At 75.1% G+C, this 16,548-nt stretch carries 11 protein-coding genes; 4 read left to right on the top strand and 7 right to left on the bottom strand.

What is annotated here, in order from left to right; translation table 11 throughout:
- Complete coding sequence (lpdA, locus tag GA0070216_RS02320; RefSeq protein ID WP_091237817.1) at positions 1 to 1,389, bottom strand: dihydrolipoyl dehydrogenase; 1,389 nt, start codon at positions 1,387 to 1,389, stop codon at positions 1 to 3.
- A 181-nt stretch (positions 1,390 to 1,570) separates the two neighbouring features.
- On the opposite strand from lpdA, the gene GA0070216_RS02315 reads away from it, so the two are divergent.
- The gene (locus GA0070216_RS02315) at positions 1,571 to 1,900 is read left to right on the top strand and encodes a hypothetical protein (protein ID WP_091237814.1); all 330 of its coding nucleotides are present in this window, start codon (positions 1,571 to 1,573) and stop codon (positions 1,898 to 1,900) included.
- Between the two features lie 86 nt (positions 1,901 to 1,986).
- Here GA0070216_RS02315 and GA0070216_RS02310 read toward each other — a convergent pair whose 3' ends face one another.
- Positions 1,987 to 3,558 (bottom strand): leucyl aminopeptidase, encoded by a 1,572-nt coding sequence (locus GA0070216_RS02310; protein WP_091237812.1) that lies wholly within the window; start codon positions 3,556 to 3,558, stop codon positions 1,987 to 1,989.
- Positions 3,559 to 3,719: 161 nt separating this feature from the next.
- Here GA0070216_RS02310 and gcvT point away from each other — a divergent pair, with 161 nt between their 5' ends.
- Positions 3,720 to 4,850, top strand: a complete 1,131-nt coding sequence (gcvT, locus tag GA0070216_RS02305; protein ID WP_091237809.1) for a glycine cleavage system aminomethyltransferase GcvT — start codon at positions 3,720 to 3,722, stop codon at positions 4,848 to 4,850.
- Positions 4,851 to 5,192: 342 nt separating this feature from the next.
- Here gcvT and GA0070216_RS02300 read toward each other — a convergent pair whose 3' ends face one another.
- The 3 genes from GA0070216_RS02300 to GA0070216_RS02290 form a co-directional block, all read right to left on the bottom strand.
- A complete protein-coding gene (locus GA0070216_RS02300; protein ID WP_091238878.1) occupies positions 5,193 to 6,488 on the bottom strand; it encodes a DUF2314 domain-containing protein in 1,296 nt (431 codons plus the stop codon).
- A 65-nt stretch (positions 6,489 to 6,553) separates the two neighbouring features.
- Positions 6,554 to 7,360, bottom strand: coding sequence for an adenosylcobinamide-GDP ribazoletransferase (gene cobS / locus GA0070216_RS02295; protein ID WP_091237806.1), 807 nt, complete (start codon positions 7,358 to 7,360; stop codon positions 6,554 to 6,556).
- Entirely contained in the window at positions 7,317 to 9,341 is a 2,025-nt protein-coding gene (locus tag GA0070216_RS02290; RefSeq protein ID WP_091237803.1) for a bifunctional adenosylcobinamide kinase/adenosylcobinamide-phosphate guanylyltransferase, read from the bottom strand. Before GA0070216_RS02290 ends, cobS begins: the two co-directional genes overlap by 44 nt.
- Positions 9,342 to 9,512: 171 nt before the next feature.
- Here GA0070216_RS02290 and GA0070216_RS02285 point away from each other — a divergent pair, with 171 nt between their 5' ends.
- The gene (locus tag GA0070216_RS02285; protein WP_091237800.1) at positions 9,513 to 9,713 is read left to right on the top strand and encodes a hypothetical protein; all 201 of its coding nucleotides are present in this window, start codon (positions 9,513 to 9,515) and stop codon (positions 9,711 to 9,713) included.
- On the top strand, positions 9,713 to 10,510 hold the full coding sequence (locus GA0070216_RS02280) for a site-2 protease family protein (RefSeq protein ID WP_091237797.1): 798 nt from the start codon (positions 9,713 to 9,715) through the stop codon (positions 10,508 to 10,510). Before GA0070216_RS02285 ends, GA0070216_RS02280 begins: the two co-directional genes overlap by 1 nt.
- 48 nt (positions 10,511 to 10,558) lie before the next feature.
- Here GA0070216_RS02280 and GA0070216_RS02275 read toward each other — a convergent pair whose 3' ends face one another.
- A complete protein-coding gene (locus GA0070216_RS02275) occupies positions 10,559 to 11,557 on the bottom strand; it encodes an aldo/keto reductase family protein (protein ID WP_091237795.1) in 999 nt (332 codons plus the stop codon).
- 52 nt (positions 11,558 to 11,609) lie between these two features.
- Positions 11,610 to 16,463: a WG repeat-containing protein gene (locus GA0070216_RS36000; RefSeq protein WP_281190392.1), complete on the bottom strand. Its 4,854-nt coding sequence runs from the start codon at positions 16,461 to 16,463 to the stop codon at positions 11,610 to 11,612.
- Positions 16,464 to 16,548: the final 85 nt, after the last annotated feature.

The following is a 16,548-nucleotide window of genomic DNA, read 5'->3' as shown; positions in this document are numbered from 1 at the left end:
TCAGGCGTGCGCGTGCAGCGGCTTGCCGGCCAGGGCCAGGTGTGCCTCGCCCAGGGCCTCGTTCTGGGTCGGGTGGGCGTGCACGAGCTGCGCCACCTCCGCCGGGTAGGCCTCCCAGTTGTAGATGAGCTGCGCCTCGCCGATCAGCTCACCGACCCGGGCACCCACCATGTGTACGCCGACCACCGGGCCGTCCTCGACCCGCACCAGCTTCACGAAGCCGGCGGTCTTGAGGATCTGGCTCTTGCCGTTGCCGCCCAGGTTGTAGTTGTAGGTCTTGACCTTGTCGCCGTACTGCTCCTTGGCCTTCGCCTCGGTCAGGCCCACCGACGCCAGCTCGGGGTCGGAGTAGGTGACCCGCGGGATGCCGACCTCGTCGATCACGGCCGGGTTCAGGCCGGCGATCTCCTCGGCGACGAAGATGCCCTGGGCGAAGCCGCGGTGGGCGAGCTGGAGGCCGGGCACGATGTCGCCGACCGCGTAGACGTTCGGCACCCCGGTGCGCAGCCGCTCGTCGGTCAGCACGTAACCGCGGTCGAGCTTGACGCCCTGCTCGGCGTAGCCGAGGTCGGCGGTGTTCGGACCCCGCCCGACGGCGACCAGCAGCAGCTCGGCCTCGACGGTCTCGCCACCGGAGATGGTCAGCTTGACGCCCTTCTCGGTCTTCTCGACCTTCTCGAAGGGCTTGCCGACCTTGAAGTTGATCTTCCGCTTGCGGAACGCCCGCTCCAGCGCCTTCGACGACTCCTCGTCCTCGGCGGCCACCAGCCGGGGCAGCGCCTCGACGATGGTCACGTCCACCCCGAAGGACCTCCACACGCTGGCGAACTCGACGCCGATCACGCCGCCACCCAGCACGATCACCGACGCCGGGACGCGGTCCAGGGTCAGCGCGTGGTCGCTGGTGATGATCCGCTCGCCGTCGACCTCCAGGCCGGGCAGGCTCTTCGCGTACGAGCCGGAGGCCAGGATCAGGTTGCGGCCGGTGTAGCGCTTGCCGTCCACCTCGACGACGTTCTTGCCGACCAGCTTGCCGGCGCCCGCCACGAAGGTGATGTTCTTGCTGCCGCCGACCAGCCCCTGGAGGCCCTTGTACAGCCGGGAGACCACCCCGTCCTTGTACGAGTTGACCCCGGCCATGTCGATGCCGACCAGCTCGGCCTTGACGCCGAACTGCGCCGACTCGCGGGTCTGGTCGGCGATCTCCGCCGCGTGCAGCAGCGCCTTGGTCGGGATGCAGCCGTTGTGCAGGCAGGTCCCGCCGAGCTTGCCCTTCTCGATCAGCGCGACGGAGAGGTCAAGCTGGGCGGCACGCAGCGCCGCCGCGTAGCCGCCGCTGCCACCTCCGAGAATGACGATGTCGAAGGTTGCGTCGTTCGGCTCGCTCACGTCCAACTCCCTGGTCGCTTCGCTGCATCGGGGGGTTACGGCGGGGCGGCACGGGCAGACCCCACCTCGGTCATCTTGTCACTTGCCCGTCCGCAGCGCGTACCGAGGTGCCCAATGACACGTCACCGACACGTACTCTTGGCACCGTCCTCGACGATGGACGGGGGAGAGGAGACGCCCGGTGGCGCTGTTCCGGCGACGCAAACCGCCGACCGCGGCCAACCGTGACCGGCCGGCCGACCGGGCCGACCTGGATCATCTGGCCAACTTCGTCCGGACCCGCCGGGGTGTCGAGGCGTTCGTCGAACCCCGGACCACGATGACCGACACCACCGTCATCATGATCGCCGACGACGGCGAGTGGACCCGGCGACGCATCGACGGCCCGGACGGTGCCCGCCGCTTCGCGCACGCCCTGGGCATCCCGATCTACGACGTCCGGCTGATGGGCTACCCACAGCGCATGCGCGACTACAACGAGCGCCGCAAGCGTCGGCCCGAGCTGTTCTGACCGCGCGCGGGTAGACCCGGGAAACGCGGACGGGACGCCCGTGGGCGTCCCGTCGTGGTGTCGCGAATCCGTGTGTCGCGAATCCGTCAGCCGTTGGCGGCGACGTCCTCGACCAGTTGCAGCAGGGTACGCACCGGTACCCCGGTGCCGCCCTTGGTCCAGTAGCCGGTCGGCTCACCCGAGTGGTAGCTGGGACCGGCGATGTCGATGTGCGCCCAGGCCACCTCGTCGGTGACGAACTCGCGCAGGAACACCCCGCCCTGCAACATGTGACCGGCCCGGTCCATGCCCGCGTTGACCTGCGAGATGTCCGCCACGTCCGAGTCCATGCCCTTGCGTACGTCGTCCGGCAGCGGCATCGGCCAGGCCGGCTCGCCGACCGCGTCGCCGGCCACCTTCACCCGCTCGCACAGCTCGGGGGTGCCCATCACCCCGGCGATCCGCTTGCCCAGCGCGATCACCTGGCCGCCGGTGAGGGTGGAGGTCTCGAACAGGTAGTCGGTCCCGTCGGCGCAGGCGCGGGCCATCGCGTCGCCGAGGATCATCCGGCCCTCGGCGTCGGTGTTGAGCACCTCGACCCGCTTGCCGTTGAACATGGTGACCACGTCACCCGGCCGGTAGCTGGTGCCCGACGGCATGTTCTCGGCCATCGGCAGGTAACCGGTCACCGTCACGGACGGCTTGAGCGCGGCGATCGCCAGCATCGCCGCGCCGACGGCCGCCGCGCCGGCCATGTCGGACTTCATCTCCCACATGCCCTGCGCCGGCTTGATCGAGATGCCGCCGGTGTCGAAGGTGATGCCCTTGCCGACCAGCGCCACCCGCTTGCCGTTGGTCTCGCCCACCGGGGTCCAGGTCAGCTTGACCAGGCGTGGCGGGGCCTCCGAGCCCTGCCCGACGGCGGTGATGCCGCCGTACCCGCCGGCCCGCAGCTCCTGCTCGTCGAGCACCTCGACGTCGAGCCCGGCGGCCCGGGCGGCGGTGGCCACGGCCTCGGCGAAGGCCGGCGGACGCAGCTCGTTCGGCGCGGTGTTGACCCAGTCCCGGCTGGTCCGCACCGCACCGGCCACCGCGGTGGCCCGGTCGATCTCGGCCCGGGCGGCCTCGTCGGCGGCGTCCGGTACGGCGATCAGCACCTCGGCCACCGGCTCCCGCCGGGACGGCTGCGGCGTGGTCTTGTAGCCGGCGAAGCGGTAGCCGCCGAGCAGCGCACCCTCGGCGACCGCGCGCAGCACGGCCGGGGCGTCGGCGTTGTCGGGCAGCGGCAGGCTCAGCGCCACCCGCGGCGCCCCGGCCAGCGCCCGGACCGCCGCGCCGGTGGCCCGGCGCAGGGTCTCCGGGGCGGGGGCGGCCCCGGTCGGCTCCGGACCCAGCCCGACCGCCAGGACCAGCGGGGCGGTGACGGTGCCCAGCGTGGCCAGCTTGATCACCTCGCCCGGGCCGCCGGTCGCGCCGAGCAGGGCCAGCGTCGCGGTCAGCTTGCCGTCGAAGGCGGCGGCGATGCTCTCCGCGCCGTCGGCCAGCAGCAGGGTGCCGGCGGGACCGCTCGTGGCGTCCGGGCCGGTGGTCTGACTGTGTACGCCGATCACGATCGCGTCGACCGCGAGCTCGGCGGGGTCGGTGTCGACCAGGCTGAGGGTGGTGCTGGACGATGTCACTGAAGCTACTCCGGGCGGGCCGGGCCGGCCGCGTCGTCGCGTACCGGCGGTGATGGTCTCCGGCGGCAACCTACCCGCCGGAGCGCGGGTGCGTCCCGCCGATGTGCCGACGGGTCCCGCCGATGCTAACCAGCGGCGCACCCACCGGTAAGTTGCCACCCATGACGGACGTGACCTCCGACGCCGCCGCGACCCGGCTGCGCCGTTCCCCGCTGCACGCGCGGCACACCGCGCTCGGTGCCAAGTTCGCCCCCTTCGGGGGCTGGGAGATGCCCCTGGAGTACGCCGGCGGCGGCGTCCTCAAGGAACACGCGGCGGTCCGGACGGCGGTCGGGGTCTTCGACGTCTCACACCTGGGCAAGGCGCGGGTCACCGGCCCCGGCGCGGCGCGGTTCGTCAACTCCTGCCTGACCAACGACCTGGACCGGATCGGGGCGGGGAAGGCGCAGTACACGCTCTGCTGCGACGACGCCACCGGCGGGGTGGTCGACGACATCATCGCCTACCGGTACGCCGACGACCACGTCTTCCTCATCCCCAACGCGGCGAACACCGCCGAGGTGGTACGCCGGCTGCGCGCCGCCGCCCCGGCCGACGTCGAGGTCACCGACGAGCACGACCAATACGCGGTGCTGGCCGTGCAGGGCCCCCGCTCGGCCGCACTGCTCGACGCGCTGGCCCTGCCCACCGGGCACGACTACATGAGCTTCTCCCCGGCGACGCTGGCCGGTGCCGAGCTGACCGTCTGCCGTACCGGTTACACCGGTGAGCTGGGCTACGAGCTGGTCGTGCCGGCCGAACACGCCGTCGCCGTCTGGGATGCGATCTTCGCGGTCGGAGCGCAGGTCGAGCTGCGCGCCTGCGGGCTGGGAGCCCGGGACACCCTGCGTACCGAGATGGGCTACCCGCTGCACGGGCAGGACCTCTCCCTGGACATCACCCCCGTGCAGGGGCGCTCCGGCTGGGCGGTGGGCTGGGACAAGCCGGCCTTCTGGGGCCGCGACGCGCTGCGCGCCGAGAAGGCCGCCGGCCCCCGCCGTACGCTGCGCGGCCTGGAAGCCGTCGACCGGGCCATCCCGCGCGCCGGGATGACCGTGCACGTCGGCGACACCCCGGTCGGCACGATCACCAGCGGCACCTTCAGCCCGACCCGCAAGCAGGGCATCGCCCTCGCCCTGCTGGACACCGAGCCGAAACTCGCTGACGGCGACCTGGTCGAGGTCGACATCCGGGGCCGCCGCGCCCAGATGCGCCTGACCCGCCCCCCCTTCGTCACCCCCTCAGTCCGCTAACCACCCCACCGGTTCTGGCCTCGCCCCGGGCCGGCCTCCGTGGGTTCTGGCCTCGCCCCGGGCTGGCCTCGGTGATCAAGAGGTTTACGTCATCTCAGGCCGAAATCCTGACCTAAACCTCTTGATCACCCGAGGCTGGCCTCCGCGCCCCCGACCGGCCTCGGTGATCAAGAGGTTTACGTCATGTCAGGCCGGGATTTTGACCTAAACCTCTTGATCACCGGGCCGGGCCGAGCCGGGCCGAGCCGGGCCGAGCCGGGCCGAGCCGGGCCGAGCCGGGCCGAGCCGGGCCGGGCCGAGCCGGGCGGACTCGGGCGGGGTGGGGGGTGGGGCCGGGTGGGGTCAGTGGGTGGGGTGGGGGCGTTCGCCGGCGTCGAGGACTGCCTGGGTCCAGCCGCCCTCGATGACGCCGGTGCCGTCGAGGACCGCCCAGTCGACGACCTCGGTGACCGCCACCTCGACCGGCGAGCCGATCCGGACGGTGGGGTCGGTGTTGGCGTCGCTGGCGCTCGCGCCGATGATCCGCTCCGGGGCGTCCCAAGAGTTCACCCCGGCCCAGACGTACTCGGGGCCGTCGTCGCCGGCCAGGCCGTACTTGACCACCAGCTGTGCCTCCGGCGGCAGCCCGTCGGCGAGGAACCGGGCCCGGATGTCGTCCAGCCCGGCACGGGCGGTGGCGACGGCCCGGCTCATCGCGTCGCCCGAGCGGGCGTACCGGACGTCCGGTTCGATGCCGGAGAAGAGGGTCGCGCAGGCCGCCGCGTAGTAGCGGCCGTCCGGCCCGGGGTGACCGGGCGGGGGACGCAGGCTGAGGAACGAGTCGGCCTCGGGGTCGGTGGCCGGGTCCAGCTCCAGCCGCAACAGCACCGGGGCCGTCGCGCCGTGCTGCTCCGGATTGCCGTACGCGACCGCGATGTCGTGCCCGGTCACCGTGGCCAGCACCGGAAGCTGCACGAACGCCGGCACCTCCTCGCCGGCCAGCCCGTCGGTCCAGTCCCGCAGCAGTCGACGGGCGGCACCGGTCAGCACCGCGCCCCAGGCCCGGGTGAGATGGTCGGGCACCCCCTGGGTCTGCAACTCCAACAGCCCGAAGCGGCGCAGCCCCTTGGTGGTGAACCACAGCCCCTCGGTGTCCGAGGAGTAGGGGACCAGCACCCAGTCGACCAGCCGGATCCGGCCCTGCGCGTCCGGCAGCGACTTCAGCGCCGTCGCCGGGTCGAGGAACTGCAACCCGAACACGTCCACCACGTCACCGTCGACGGATTCGGCGACGGCCGCGGCCACCGCCCGGGCCGCCCACTCGTGCGCCGGTGGCCAGCCCGGCCGGTACTCGGCCTGCACCACCACCAGGTGGCTGGCGGCGGCGAGCCGGCCCAACTGGGCCTCGGTGGCACCGAACGCGGTGAGCAGGTCCGGCGGCAGTTGCGGAAACTCGTCGATCGAGCGGGTGTCCACCGACATCAGCGGGCTGTCCAGCATCTGCGTGGCCAGGCCGTAGACCGGGTCGGCGAGCCGGCCCGCGAGCGCTCGTACCGCGGTCTTCGGGCTCACCGGTGGCAACCCCGCCATCGGTACCAGGTAGGTCGCGCTGAGCGACTCCGGGACCGGTACGGGCAGGAAGTCGTCCGTGATGAGCAAGTCGTCCCCCGGAAGGCCGTGCCGGTGCTGTCGGGGCAAACGCTACCCGGCGCGCCGCGTCGTCCTCAGCCGGACAGGACGAAGCCCAGGTAGACCAGCGTGGTCACCACCTCCACCATGGCCCCGAGGACGTCGCCGGTGATGCCGCCGAGCCGGCGTACCAGGTGCCGGAGCAGTCCGGTGGCGACGACGAGGGCGGCCAGCACGGCCAGCGGCCCCTGCCACGGGCGGCCCGGCACGGCCGGCGTCGCCGCCAGCGCGACGGCGAGCGTGCCGACGACCGGCGCGACCGGCCCGACCGTCCCGGCGACCAGCGCGCCCATCCCGTCGGGGCGGGCCGCCGGCACCCCCCGGCGGCAGGCCAGGGTGACCCCGAGCCGACCGGCGGCGGTGCCGGCCACCACGGCCGCGAGCGTCGCCGGCCAGGACCGTCCGGCCAACTCGGCGAGGGTCGCCGTCTGGAGCAGCAGGACGACCACCAGCGCGACCACCCCGAACGGGCCCACGTCCGGCTTCTTCATGATCTCCAGCGCCGCCGAACCCCGCCGGTACGACCCCAGCGCGTCCACGGTGTCGGCCAACCCGTCCAGATGCAGCCCCCGGGTGACCAGGGCCGCCACCCCGACGGTCAGTCCGGCGGCGACCAGGGGTGGGGCGAGCGCGGCCAGGCCCAGCAGCACCGCACCGAGTACCGCCCCGAGCAGCACCCCGACCAGCGGGGCGAGCGCCATCGCGGTGCCCGCCGTCGCCCGGTCGATCCGGCCGGGGCGGACCGGGACGGTGGTGAAGGTGGTCAGCGCCAGCCGGAACCCGTCGCCGCGCCCCGACTCAGCCGGCACGCCGGCCGGACGGGTCGCGCTCCGGCCCGGCATCGATGGTGGTCGGACCCGGGCCGGCCGGCTCGGGCTCGGCGAACTCCGGGGCAACGTCGGGCTCAGCTGCCTCGTCGGTCGCCGATGCGGCACCGGTCGGCGTGGTGGCCGAGGTGTCGTCGGCCGGCACGGTGACGGCGGGGGCGTCGCCGCCCGGCGTGGTGCTGGTCCCGGTCGGGTCGCCGGCCGGCTCGTCGTCGACGCCACCGTGCTGCGGGTGCACGGGCAGCGACCCCGCCAGCGCCAGCACCGAGCGCAACAGCGGCAGGGCGGCCAGCGCGTTCGCCCCCTCACCGAGGTCGAGCCGCAGGTCCAGCAGCGGGGTCAGGCCGAGCACGTCGGCGGCGAGCCGGACCGCCGGATGGCCGCCGTGGTCGACCAGCAGGCACCAGTGCCGGGTCTGTCCGGCCAGGTCCCGGCTGATCATGCCGGCGGCCAGCCCGACCGGCCCGTCGAGCAGCACCGGCACCCGGCGGGCGGTCGCACCGAGCAGCACGCCGGTGGCCACCGCCACGTCACCGCCGCCCAGCTCGGCCAGCACGTCCTTGGCGTCGCGGGGAGAACGGCGGGTGCGGTGCAGCGCGTCCCGGACGGTGGCGCAGCGCACCATCCAGGCGGCGTCGTCGATCTCGCCGTCGGCGGTGTGCACCCGGCCGAGCACGGTCGGGGCCTCCGCGCCCGCGGTAGCGACCAGCACCGCGGCGGCGGCGGCCTCGGCACCGGCCCCGCACGCGCCGAGCACCAGCAGTCGTACGCCCGCCCCGGCGGCCTCCTCGGCCAACCGCCAGCCGTAGCGCAGGGCCGACTCGACGGCGTCGGTGTCCAGCGCCGGCCCGTGCTCGATCGGCGCGGACGGCGGCGCGTCCACCACCTGGAGGCTGGCACCGCTCTCGGCGGCCAGCCGGGCCAACGCCCCCCGGCCGGCGCGGGCCTGCCCGGCCAGCCGGGCCGACTCCCCGGGCACCGCCCCGGCCGCCGTGCCCCCGGCGTGGTCGCCGTGCAGCAGCAGCACCCGGACGTCGGTCCACGGCGTCGGGGTCGGGGTGCCCTGGGTGGCGGCGGCGAACTCGACCACCCGCTCCAGCACGCCCAGTCCGGCTCCCGGCAGGTCCAGGGTGCCGAGTCGCTGCACCGCCTGCGGGCCGGCGTACTCGTCGGGCATCGGCAGTTCCATGCCGGGCTGGATGACCAGCCCGGTGGCGACCACCGGCAACGCCATGGTCGGTGCCGCCCAGGCGGTGCCGTCGGCAGCCGCTGCGGCCGGGGCCGCCGGCACGGTGGGGGTCAGCACCTCCGGCAGCGGCGGGGGTGGCCCGTCGGCCGGGTCCGCCGCCCCGTCGGCCGTGGCCGCCGTGCTGCCCGTGCTGCTGGTCGGGACGGTCGTACCACCGGTCGGGACGGCCTGGGCGGGTACGCCGACCAGCCGGGCCGGGGTGGACGGCTTGAGCCAGGCCGGCTGACCGGCGACCACCAGCGCGACGGCGTCGCAGGCGTCCGCGACGGCCCGGTTGGCGGCGCCCAGCGCATCGGTGAACGCCCGCCCCAACGGGGTGGTCGGCACCAGCGACAGCCCCACCTCCGGGCTGACCAGCACGATCCGTGCCTCGCTGGCCCGCACCGCCTCGGCCAGTTCGGCGATCGTGGCCACGTCGTCGGCCGGCTGGTGGGCCGGGTCGAGCAGCACGGTCACCCAGCCGCCCAGGTCGTCCACGAGCAGGGTCTCGTTCGGCCCGGCCGAGGCGAGCACGTCGGCCAGCCGGCGCGGGTCCCCGGCGGTCTCCTCGGTGGTCCAGCTGCCCGGCCGACGGGCCCGGTGGGCGGCCAGTCGGGTGGCCCACTCGGTGTCGTCCGGGTCGGCGGCGGCCGAGGTCGCCACGTACCGCACCGTGGGGGCGTCGGCCACCAGGGCCTCGGCGAACTCCGACTTGCCCGAACGGATACCGCCGAGCACCAGGACCGTGTTCCACCCGTCAACGGACATGCCCCGTACCTTAAGGCCGCCCGGCCTGGCCCCGCCCGCCGGCCCGGACCGGTCACGCTGCGCGGAACCCGGCCACCGGCAGGCGTGCGTCCGGTGCGCTCCGGCAACGGCCGACTACGCTTGCGGGGGTCCGTCCCCCGGGGACGGCAAAGCGGCGAGGGGAGACGCGGCATGGCGTGGAGCTGGCGGTACGAGGGCACGGACGGCGCACCGGTCGACGGGCCGGCGGAGACGTTCAGCAGCCAGGCGGACGCCGAGTCCTGGATCGGTCAGGCATGGCGGGAGCTCGCGGCGTCCGGCGTCACCTCGGTCACGCTCGTCGAGGACGACCGGGTGGACTACCGGATGAGCCTGCTGCCGACGGCGGAGTGATGGCGTACGACCGTCCGGGGGGCGAGCCGTTGGTGCTCGGTGTGCCCCGGGCGGCGTTCCGGCCCAGTCCGATCTTCCTGGCCCTGGTGGCGCTCTTCGTGACCAGTGGCGTGCTGATCTGGAACGGGGTCGGCAACGTCCGGTTCGACGTGTTCCTCTTCGTCGTCTCCGGCTGGCTGGTCTCGCTGTGCCTGCACGAGTACGCCCACGCGGTGGTCGCGTACCGGGCCGGTGACCGGGACATCGCCCACCGGGGCTACCTGACGTTGAACCCGCTCAAGTACACCCACCCGCTGCTGTCGATCGTGTTGCCGGTGGTGGTGGTGCTGCTCGGCGGCATCGGCCTGCCCGGTGGGGCGGTCTGGGTGGACCGGCACGCCATCCCGGGGCGGCTGCGGCACACCCTGGTCAGCCTCGCCGGCCCGGCCACCAACGTGCTGTTCACCCTGCTGCTGGTGGTGGTGCTGCGGGTGGGGATCGACGCCGGCGGCCCGCTGGAGTTCTGGGCCGGGGTGGCGCTGCTGGCGTTCCTCCAGCTCACCGCCAGCGTGCTGAACCTGCTCCCGGTGCCCGGTCTGGACGGCGGCAACATGATCCAGCCGTGGCTCAACCCGCAGTGGCGCCGGATGTACGACATGTTCGCGCCGTTCGGCTTCATCCTGCTCTTCGCCCTGCTGTGGAACCCGCGCATCGGCAACTGGTTCTTCACCGCCGTCTTCTGGCTCAGCGACCTGCTGGGCCTGCCGCCGTGGCTCTACAGCACCGCGTTGTCCCTGATCCGCTTCTGGCGGACCTGACCGCACCCCACCCGGCAACCGTCCGGGACGGGGTGCGGTCGGTGCCGGTCAGGGGCGCTGGGCCGGGCTCTCGGTCTTGGCCGGGTCCCGCTCGGTGACCGGGGCGACGATGTCGTCGATGGCCTTGAGCAGGTCGGCCTCCAGGGTCACCCCGGCCGCCTTGACGTTGTCGTGGACCTGGTCGGGGCGGGACGCGCCGATGATCGCCGAGGCGACGTTCGGGTTCTGGAGCACCCAGGCGACGGCGAGCTGCGGCATGGTCAGCCCCGCCTGCTCGGCGAGCGGCTTGAGCTGCTGCACCCGGGTCAGCACCTCGTCGCCCAGCCACTGCGCGATGAAGTTGGCCCCGGACTTCTCGTCGGTGGCCCGGGAGCCGGCCGGCGGCGGCTGGCCCGGCAGGTACTTGCCGGACAGCACGCCCTGGGCCATCGGCGACCAGACGATCTGGGAGATGCCCAGCTCCTCGCTGGCGGGCACCACCTCGGTCTCGATGACCCGCCACAGCATCGAGTACTGCGGCTGGTTGGAGACCAGCGGGATGCGCAGTTCCCGGGCGAGGGCGTGCGCCTCCCGCAGCTGCGACGCCTTCCACTCCGAGACGCCGATGTAGTGCGCCTTGCCGGCGCGTACGACGTCGGCGAAGGCCTCCATCGTCTCCTCCAGCGGCGTGCTGTAGTCGTACCGGTGGGCCTGGTAGAGGTCCACGTGGTCGGTCTGGAGGCGGCGCAGCGAGCCGTTGATCGACTCCATGATGTGCTTGCGGGACAGGCCACGGTCGTTGCGGCCGGGGCCGGTCGGCCAGAAGACCTTGGTGAAGATCTCCAGCCCCTCCCGGCGCTCCCCGGCGAGGGCCTTGCCGAGCACCGTCTCGGCGCGGGTGCCGGCGTAGACGTCGGCGGTGTCGAAGGTGGTGATGCCGCTGTCCAGGGCGGCCCGGACACACGCCAGCGCCGCCTCCTCCTCGACCTGGGAACCGTGGGTGATCCAGTTGCCGTACGAGATCTCGCTGACGATGAGGCCCGAGCGGCCAAGGTGTCGGAATTCCATCCTGCGACCCTAGCCCCGCCCGGCCCCGGGCACCCGTCGGCGCGGGCGGGCGTCAGAGCACCGGGTGGGCGTCGGCGAGCAGCCGGTCGATCTCCGCCACCACCGCGTCCCAGTCGGCGTGCACCGGGGGGATCAGCGGTTCGCCCCGCCGGTCCAACGCCCCCCAGTGGCTCATCCCGTCGCCGACCAGGAACGCCACCGGGTGGATCACCAACGCCGGGTGCACCGGCCGGACCAGCACCGCGCCGGTGCGGTCGAGCACGCCCCGGCGCCCGGCCAGCTCCACCACGGCCAGTCCCTCGTCGGTGAAGCCGTCGAGCCGACGACCGTCGGACAGCATCGTGGCGATCCCGTGGTAGCGCGGCGCGACGACCAGTCGACCGTGCCGGTCCACCGCCCCCCAGCCGCCCCGCCGCACGGCGGCCACCCCGGCCCGGAACGGTCGCACCTCCTCGAAGCCGCCCGGCACCAGCACGGTCCCGTCGGGTTCGATCGCCGACCAGTCCGCGTCGCCGCCCTGCGACACCCAGGCCAGGCCGTCGGAGAAGGGCAGCACCCGGGCGTACGCGGGGCCGAGCAGGGTGGTGCCGGCCTCGTCGATCAACTCCCAGCCGGCCTGGTCGGGGCGGCGTACCCAGGCCAACTGCTCGTGGAACGGCTGCGCCTCGGCGTACCGGTATTCGACGACGAGGTCACCGTCGGTGTCCGCGTACCCCCAGCGGTCCTGGCCGTCGTGGGTGGGCAGCGGCGAGCGGCGGCCGTGCCGCATCTCCTCCTGGCTGCGCGGGTACGGCCCGAACCCCTTCCGCGCCACCGCTCGGGCGTGCACCGCGTCCAGCGCCACCCCGATCCGGTCGGTCAGCTCCGGATCGTCGGCCCGGTGCAGGTCCAGGGCCCGTTCGAAGTGCCCGCACGCCTCGATCAACCGGCCCTGGTCGTAGCAGCACCGGCCGGCGTGCTCGTGCAGCGCCGACCGGAGCAGGTCCGGCAGTTCCGTCGAGTTGGCCTCGGTGAAGAGCCGGTCGGCCTCGGCGAACTCCCCCTTCCAGCGCAGCGCCTCGGCCAGCCGCGCCCGGGCCAGCGCGGTACGCCGCAGTTCGCCGGTCGCCTCGGCGTAGGTCAGTGCGAGCCGGCCGTCGGCCACCGCGTCGTCCAGGTCGTCGACCAGCCGGGAGACCACCGCCCGCAGACTGAGCAGCCGGGCCCGGGCTCGGTTGTCCAGCGACGAGGCGAGCTTCTCGGTCAGCCGGCCCCGGATGATCCGCAGCTCGGCCGGGTCGTCGACCACCTCGCGCAGGGTCTGCGGGTCCAGTCGCCACCGGTAGCCGGCCAGCACCTGCTCCGGATCGCCCTGGAGCAGGTGCGTGGGCACGGCCTCCTGCGCAGCCGGGACGGCGTCCGGGGACACGGTCCGGTCCGCGGTCGCGACCCGACCGGGAGACGCCTCCCGGTCCGCGGTCGCGGCCTCGTCGGGAGTCTCGTCCAGGTCGGGAGTCTCGTCCCGGTCAGGAGTGGCGTCCCGGTCCGGCGTCTCGTCCCGGTCGGGAGCGGTGGCCCGATCGGGGAACGCGGTCCGGTCCGGGGTCGGCGTCCGGTCCTGCTCACCGACGACCGTCGCCACCGGGCCGGCGTCGTCCGGACGGGTTCCGGTGACGGCCCGCTCCGGTGTGCCGCCGGCCGGATCGCCGGCACCGGCGGCCGCTCCGGTAGCGGCGTTGGTGGCCGCCGGTGCGCCGTCCTCCGCTGCGGTGCCGGTGGCGCCGGTCAGCGTTCCGGTGGCGGTGACCGCCCCGGTGTCGGGGGCTGCGGGTGCGCTGGTCGCCGCCACGGCAGCCGTTCTGTCGGTGGCGCTGCCGGCGGTGGTGGTCGCCGGACCGTCGCCGGCGGGGTCGGTGCCTCGTGGACCGGTGGCGGTGGGCCGGGTCCCGGTGCCGCGGGGTGCGGGCGTTGCCGGGAGGGTGCTGCCCGGGAGAGTGCTGCCCGGAACGGCCGTCGGGACGGCGTCGCCGGCCGGGGGTGCGTCGAGCCCGGCGAGGTCGATCGGGGCGGTTTCGCGCGCCGGACCGGAATCGTCGGCCGGAACCGCCACTGCGGGTCGGCGCGGTGGCAGGTTCCCGTCGTGGACGTCCGTCGGCACGGCCAGGGAGCCGGCGGGCGTGACGGGGTCGGCCGACGGAGGTAGCCCGGTCCCACCGGGGGCGTCGGTCGCGGCGGGCGGGGTGCCCCGGCCGGTGGTCGGCAGGGAGTCGCGGTCGGAACCGGGTCGGGCGGCGGAGGGGCCGGCGCTGGTCGCCCGGTCCACGAATCCCGTTTCACGGTCGGCGACGGCAGGCCGCCCATCGGCGTCGGCGATGTCGGTGGCCGGGGTTGCCGACCGGTCCTCGTCGGAGGTGCCGGTGGGTGGGGCCGGCCGGGGACCGGCGTCGGGAGCCGGTGGAGGCGCCGGCGACCGGGGCACCGGGACTTCCGTCCGCGACACGTCCGACGGGAGCGGGGTGGAGGTCGGGCGACCCGCGCGGGGTGGCACCGACTCGGTCGTGGCCGCCGAAGCGCCGGTCGACGCCGTCCCCGTGGGTGCCGTGCTCGGGGCGGGTGGTGTGGCCGGCGTGGAGGTGGACCGGCCGGGTCGGAACCATGCCGCCGAGCCTCCCGGCGTCGTACGGGGGGCGGCGGTGTCCCGGTGGTCGGTGGCGTCGGGCTCCGGCGTCGGTGGGACGTACCGGCGTGGCTTGTCCGGGGTGATCTCCAGCGCGGTCCGGTCGGTTCCGGAGCCGCCCGTGGTTGCCGCCGGGGGTGGCCCGGCGGCGGCCCGGTCGGTGCTCGGTCCGGCGGCGGGCCGATCGACCGGCGGGGCGGCCTCGGTGGGCCGGCGGAACTCGATGTGCAACCGGGCGGCCGGTGGTGCCGAGACCGGGGCCACCTCGTCCGGGTCGGGGGCGGACGACCACCGGTCGGTGTGGCGCTCCCGGGTCGGCAGGTCGGCGGGCGGCGCGGGGGTGCCTGGCGGCACCGGGCCGGGCCGGCCAGCGACCGGGGTGGTGGCGACGTCACCCGGACGGGCACCGGCGGGGCGGTCGCCGGGCTGTGGCGGGGGCGGGCCGGGGCGGGGGCCCCAGGGACCGGTCACGGGCGGGGCGGCCGGCGGGGCGGCGGATGCCGACGACACCGGAGCCGGGGAGACCGGCGATCCGGAGACCGGGACCCCGGACACCGGGTGGCCGGGTGGCCTGCCGTAGAACGGCGTACCGGAGACCGGACGCCCCGGGGTCCGACGGTCCCCGAGGGGGTCCGGGGCGGTCCGGGCCGCCGGGCGGTCGTCGTGGCGGGCGGGCGGGGCGACCGGCCGGGCCGGCCCGGCCGGGTGGCGCTCCGGCCGGGGGTACGGCTGCCGGCCGTCGCGGCCGTGCTCCGGTTCGCGGTCGGGGCGCAGCCTTTCCGCCCGGTCCGTGCCGGAGCGGCTCCACGGCTCGGACGGCGCAGCGGTCTCGCGGGAACGCAGGTGGGGGTACGCCTCGCTGCGCGCCGCGGCCTCGCGCGGGTCCGGTGGCCGGCGCTCGTCGCGCCCGCGCGGGTGCTGCCACCGCTCCTCGGGAATGGGCGACATCGCCCCCCGGTCGTCGTCGAGCGGGCGGCGGCGATGGTCGTCGTGGCCCCGTGCGGCGGGCCGTTCGTCAACCTCCCGACGGCTCGACCGGAGCGGTTCGTCCTCCCGGAACCGGGTCGGCTGGTCCCGCTCGGGCCGGGCCGGAAACGGGTCGTACCCGCCGGTGGCGCGGCGGTACGGGTCCTCGGCGGCCCGACGGCCGGGGCCGGCGAAGTCGGCGGTGTAGCGGTCGTAGCCGGGGGAGTCGTCGGCGGTCCGCCGGGTGTGGCCGTCCTCGGTGCCCCTGCGGCCGTGATCGTCGTGACGGGCGGCCGGGCGCTGGTATCCGGCTTCGGCAGCGCCCCGTCGGTAGCTGTCCTCGGGGCGGGCAGAGCGGTCGTGACCGCCGTCGGCGCTGATCCGACGATCGGGACCGAGGCCGTCGGCGTCCCGCCGGGCACGACCGTCACCGTCGGCGGCACGCCGGTCGCGGCTGCCGTCGTCGGCGGCGGGGCGGTCGGGGGCGGGGCGGTCGGTGGTGTGGTGGTCGGCGGCCGGACGGTCGGCGGCGGGACGTTCGCCGGTGCTGCGTCGGCGGGGCGGGGCCTGCGCTGGCTCGGACGTCCAGCCGGGTTCGGCGAACCGGCCGGACCGCCCGCCGAGGGGCGGCTCATGGCGGGGCGGCTCATGGCGGGGCGGCTCGTGGTGTGGGGCGGGGGAGACGGGTGGCCGGCCGGGGGAGACCGGCGTGACGCCGGGGGCGGTGCGGTCCTGGCGGGGCGGGGTGTCGTAGCGGCCGGTCCGGTGCCGGTCGGTGCCGGACCGGTCCTGGTGCCACCCGGTCGGGGCCGGCTCGGCGCTGCTGCGCCGCCGGTCGGACCAACTGGTCCGACCGGCCTGCCGGTCCGCGTCCGGTCGGTCGTCGTACCGGTCGGGTACGGTCCGGTCGTCGTGCCGGTCCGTCGCGGGCTGACGGCGTTCCCGCTGCCAGATCGGCTCGTCGGAGGGCCGTCGGTACGCCTCGTCGACCGGTCGGCGGTACGCGTCGTGATCGGTGTGCGGGTCGTCCCGGCGGGTCGTCTCGTCGTCCTGCTGGTCGGCCCAGGACCGGCCGAGGTAGGTGCCGTCGGGGCGGGTCGGGGCGAGCGGGGGCACCTCGGCGCGGCCGGAGGTGGTGGCCCGTCCCCGGGGGTCGGCATACTGGCTGCCGATGTCGCCGGGGTAGCGCTGGCCGGGGAACTGGGGGTCCCATTCGCTGGTCGGCTCGATCACCCAGGCGGGTTCCGGCGGGGCGTCCCAACGGTCGGCCCAACCGCCCGTCATCGGAGGGCTCCGTGGCCACGCGTGCGGCGCGGTCCGATGCCCGGCTCGCGTCGCTCGCTCACGGCGGTGTCACCTCGTTGCAAAT

Origin of the sequence: Micromonospora matsumotoense, assembly GCF_900091525.1 — a bacterium.
Classification (GTDB): Bacteria; Actinomycetota; Actinomycetes; order Mycobacteriales; family Micromonosporaceae; genus Micromonospora; species Micromonospora matsumotoensis.
This window is presented reverse-complemented; position numbering and strand designations above follow the sequence as displayed.

Excerpts from the sequence above, each read along its gene's own strand:
- gcvT (WP_091237809.1), top strand. The coding sequence starts at position 3,720 with ATGACGGACGTGACCTCCGACGCCGCCGCGACCCGGCTGCGCCGTTCC.
- cobS (WP_091237806.1), bottom strand. The coding sequence starts at position 7,360 with ATGCCGGGCCGGAGCGCGACCCGTCCGGCCGGCGTGCCGGCTGAGTCG.
- GA0070216_RS02290 (WP_091237803.1), bottom strand. The coding sequence starts at position 9,341 with ATGTCCGTTGACGGGTGGAACACGGTCCTGGTGCTCGGCGGTATCCGT.
- GA0070216_RS02285 (WP_091237800.1), top strand. The coding sequence starts at position 9,513 with ATGGCGTGGAGCTGGCGGTACGAGGGCACGGACGGCGCACCGGTCGAC.
- GA0070216_RS02280 (WP_091237797.1), top strand. The coding sequence starts at position 9,713 with ATGGCGTACGACCGTCCGGGGGGCGAGCCGTTGGTGCTCGGTGTGCCC.
- GA0070216_RS02275 (WP_091237795.1), bottom strand. The coding sequence starts at position 11,557 with ATGGAATTCCGACACCTTGGCCGCTCGGGCCTCATCGTCAGCGAGATC.
- GA0070216_RS36000 (WP_281190392.1), bottom strand. The coding sequence starts at position 16,463 with ATGACGGGCGGTTGGGCCGACCGTTGGGACGCCCCGCCGGAACCCGCC.